The following is a 3,539-nucleotide window of genomic DNA, read 5'->3' as shown; positions in this document are numbered from 1 at the left end:
GGTCGCGCTCGCCATTCCCGCCGGCGTGATTGGCAGCGGTCAGGCGAAATGGTGGACGAAGCGCGGCGTGCAGGGCGTGCTGATGGCGTTGCTGGTTGTTTCGGCCGCGACCTATGGCTGGGCGCATAGCAGCTATGTGATCGAAGGCGATCGCGGCACGCCGCTGGTACGCGGCACCGAATGCACCCCCGATGCGAAGCTGGTGTACGAAGGCGAATGCCCCGACCTCCCGTCGGACGCGCTGATCGACGCGGCCTATGACGAGGCGGCGCTGTGGACGGCGGCATCGATCGGGCGGGTGAAGCTGATGCTCGCCGGCGCGTGGATGCTCGCGGCGGCGGCGGCGGCACTGCTGGTCGCGGGCTGGCTCGGCGGGCCGCGCAAGCTGAAACAGGAGGGATGAGATGCGCAAGGCTGGAATGATGGCGATGCTGGCGGCACTCGCACTACCGCTCCCCGCCGCGGCGCAGGCGCCGCCCGATGCCGCGAAGCTCAAGGCGATCGAGACCAAGGTGCCCGCACAAAGCTGGTATCCCGAAGGCTATTACGACATCCGCATCGCCGCCGAGGCACAGATGGCCGAGGAACCGCGCGAGCTCAAATATATGGTCACCGACTGGGACGACGGCACCGGCAAGCGCTACGACGTGATCGACTGCAGCGCCGATTATTACAGCGATTATGCCGATTATGACGCCGCGATGATCCGCTATTCGCGCATCGCGGTCGACGTGTCGCGCATCCGCTCCGAACTCGAACGGCTGGGCTACCCGCTCGCCGCCTATGCCGCGCCGCTCGCCAAATATGAAAAGGCGCTGGTCGAGGAAGCCGCGAAGCGCAGCGACGCCGAAGTACTGATCGACGCCGGCCTGTCGCCGCCCGACGGCGACCCGGCCGCCGAGGCGGCGGCCGCGGCAGAGGAAGCCGCCATGGCGGAGGCCGAGGCGGCGGATGTCGAATCCGACTGGGAGAGTTCGCCCGCCTATGTCCTCGCGGCCGAGATCGAGGCGAACCGCCTGCGCCTCGCGCCCAAATTGCCCAAGGTGGTGATCGAGGGTGGCTGCGGCGCCGGCGAAGGCGCGCCGGTGATCGTCAAGACCAGCCCGCCGGGCGGCGAAGTATTGTTCGCCAACGCCTTCGCGTTCAAGGTCTGCACGCGCAAGACGCCCGATCCATGGGACCGCTTCAAATGCAAGTGGAACGAGATCGAGACCGGCGTCGAGAAGCAATTGTCGGGCCGCTATGTCTATCAGGTCAAATGGCCCGACGGCACCGTGCGCAAGGGCACGCGCGAAATCGTCGCGGGCGAGGACGGCGACCCGGCATCGGTCGTGACCTTCAAGAAGACGGGAAGTTGAACCCGTGAAGCGTCGGGGCATTGGCGTGGTCGCCGCACTGGCCCTGGCCGCGCCGGCGGCCGCGCAGGACGATTTGCCTCCCGATGCGACCGACATGGCTGCGCTTGCCGAACAGGTGCCGCCGCAAAAATGGTATCCGGCCGACTATCGCGATGTGCGGATCGCCGCCGAGGCGCAGATTGCGGAGGCGCCGCGCGACCGCCAGACCTTCGTCGGCAACTGCGCGACCGGTGGCGGACTTTGCTTCGATCCCGTCGATCCGCTGCCGCTGCGGATCAATGCCGACGAGAGCGATCCCGCGGTCCGGCGCTATGGCGATATCGCGCTGAGCGTGGCCCGGTTGCGGCAGAATCTGGTCGCGGCCGGCTTTCCCGATGCCGTCTTTGCCAGACCGCTTGCCGCCTATGAACGCAAACTGGTCGAAGCGGCGGCGCCCGACGGCACGGTCGCAAACGATATCGAAATCGCTGCGGCGCGCGAATTGACGACGGCGATCGAAGCGGATCGCCTGAAAAGGGCATCCGAACTGCCGCGCATGCTCGGTTACGACGAGGCGGCAGCAGTAATATACGCGGTAGTCGTCCGCTCGGTCGGACCATCGGCACGCACCTATCCGGTGGGCCGGAAGCTCGGCCGCGAGGAGCAGTTGGTGCTGCGACCCGGCGATCGGGTCGAGATCGTCCGGGCAGGCAAGGTCCGCACACTCGCCGGCCCCGGGAAATTCGCGGTTGGCGATACCGGCAGTGCGATGGTCGCCTCGCCTGCACCGCGGCGCGGCCCCGCCACCGCCGCCGTTCGCGGAGACTATAGGCCCGGCATCGTCTTTCAGACCAGCCCGCCGAGCGGCGAGGTGCTGATGGTCAGCGCCTTTGCGTTCAAGCTGTGCCAACGCAAAAATGCCGATCCGTGGGACCGCTTCAAATGCCGGTGGAACGAGATCGAGACCGGCGTCCCCAAACCGTTGTCGGGGCGCTTCGTTTATCAGGTCAAATGGCCCGACGGGACGGTACGCAAGGGAACGCGTGAAATCGCACCCGCCGAAGACGCGGCGGTGACCTTCAAGAAGGTCGGCAGCTGACGCCGCACCGGCGTCCCTCTGCGATTAACCAAAGTTCAAAGCTCGTGCGCTAGGGAGGGATCGACCAACCAGCAACAGCACGAGCCGACCATGAATTTTCCCCATGAAATCCAGTCGGCGCTGCTGTTCGACCGGCCCCTGACACATCTCGAGACGGTGATGCGCAGCTTCCTCCAGATCGAGGCGGCGAAGGGCAGCCTGCCGTACAATATCGTCGAGGCCAAACCCGGGGTCTTTTATCGCCTGTTCGGCGGCGGCGAGTTGATGATCACGATCGAATATGTCGCGGGACCCGCGAATGCCGAGGCGTTCAAGCAGTCGCTCGCCTCGGCGATCACGCGCATCTATTGCCCCGACATCGCCGAGCGGCTGATGCGCCATCGCTCGCACATCCTGATCGGCGTGTCGCACGGCGCATTGGGGTCGAGCCCCGAAATCGACCGGATGCTCGACACGATCGGCTATGCCCGGCCCGGCTCCAACCTGCCGCAATTCCTGCGCCGGCTCGAAGCCTGCGCCTTGCTGTCGCGTATCGCGCAGGACGCGGTGCCGGCGAGCGTCGTTCACTGGACGCAGAGCAACCAGTTGATCCCCGGCGAGAAGTTCGACAGCTTCGCCGAGATGGCGCCGCCGAGCCTGCTCCACATCCATCCCTATCTGTTCGGTGGCGGCGAGACGGCCGACGGCAAGGCGCTGGCGGGCATCCGCACCTTCGGCGCGCGCCACTTCGTCGATCGCGAAATCCTGATCGAGCCGAGCGAATTGCCATGGGGTGCGAACCTCGAGACGATCCTCGCCTTCCTGCGCGTTGCGACAACCGCGAACGGCTATGTCATCCCCGACGGCGACAGCTTCGGTCCCGAGGATCACAGCGAATCGCACCGCGTCCGTTATCGCGAGGCCGAGCCGGGCGATATCGCGCTCTATGAGATCGAACCGCTGCTCCACCGCGAATATGGCTATCAATCGCCGAACTATGTGCCGCGCGACCGCATCGTCGACGACCGCAAGCCGCCGGCCGATTTGATGCCGCCCGCGACCGACGCGCGGCGCGAATTGCTCGACGAATGGAAAGCCAAGCGCGCAATGGCCGAAGGCGTCGG

At 66.2% G+C, this 3,539-nt stretch carries 4 protein-coding genes; all 4 read left to right on the top strand.

The features are described from left to right. Nucleotides 1–403, top strand: a 403-nt coding sequence (locus B1A78_RS20925; protein ID WP_218668017.1) for a hypothetical protein, incomplete at its 5' end; no start/stop codon positions are given. 1 nt (nt 404) lies between these two features. Continuing rightward, a complete protein-coding gene (locus B1A78_RS20920; RefSeq protein WP_144037943.1) occupies nt 405–1,358 on the top strand; it encodes a hypothetical protein in 954 nt (317 codons plus the stop codon). Between the two features lie 4 nt (nt 1,359–1,362). Next, a complete protein-coding gene (locus B1A78_RS20915) occupies nt 1,363–2,436 on the top strand; it encodes a hypothetical protein (RefSeq protein ID WP_144037942.1) in 1,074 nt (357 codons plus the stop codon). Between the two features lie 90 nt (nt 2,437–2,526). Continuing rightward, nucleotides 2,527–3,539: hypothetical protein (locus tag B1A78_RS20910; RefSeq protein WP_144037941.1), on the top strand; the 1,013-nt coding region annotated here is incomplete at its 3' end.

The sequence above is a fragment of the Sphingopyxis sp. KK2 genome (assembly GCF_001990265.1).
GTDB lineage: Bacteria > Pseudomonadota > Alphaproteobacteria > Sphingomonadales > Sphingomonadaceae > Sphingopyxis.
Note: the sequence above shows the minus strand (reverse complement) of the source record. Positions and strands in the feature narration are given on the sequence as shown.

Bases quoted from the DNA above. Each gene is read 5' to 3' on its own strand.
- B1A78_RS20920 (WP_144037943.1), top strand. From the start codon at position 405: ATGCGCAAGGCTGGAATGATGGCGATGCTGGCGGCACTCGCACTACCG.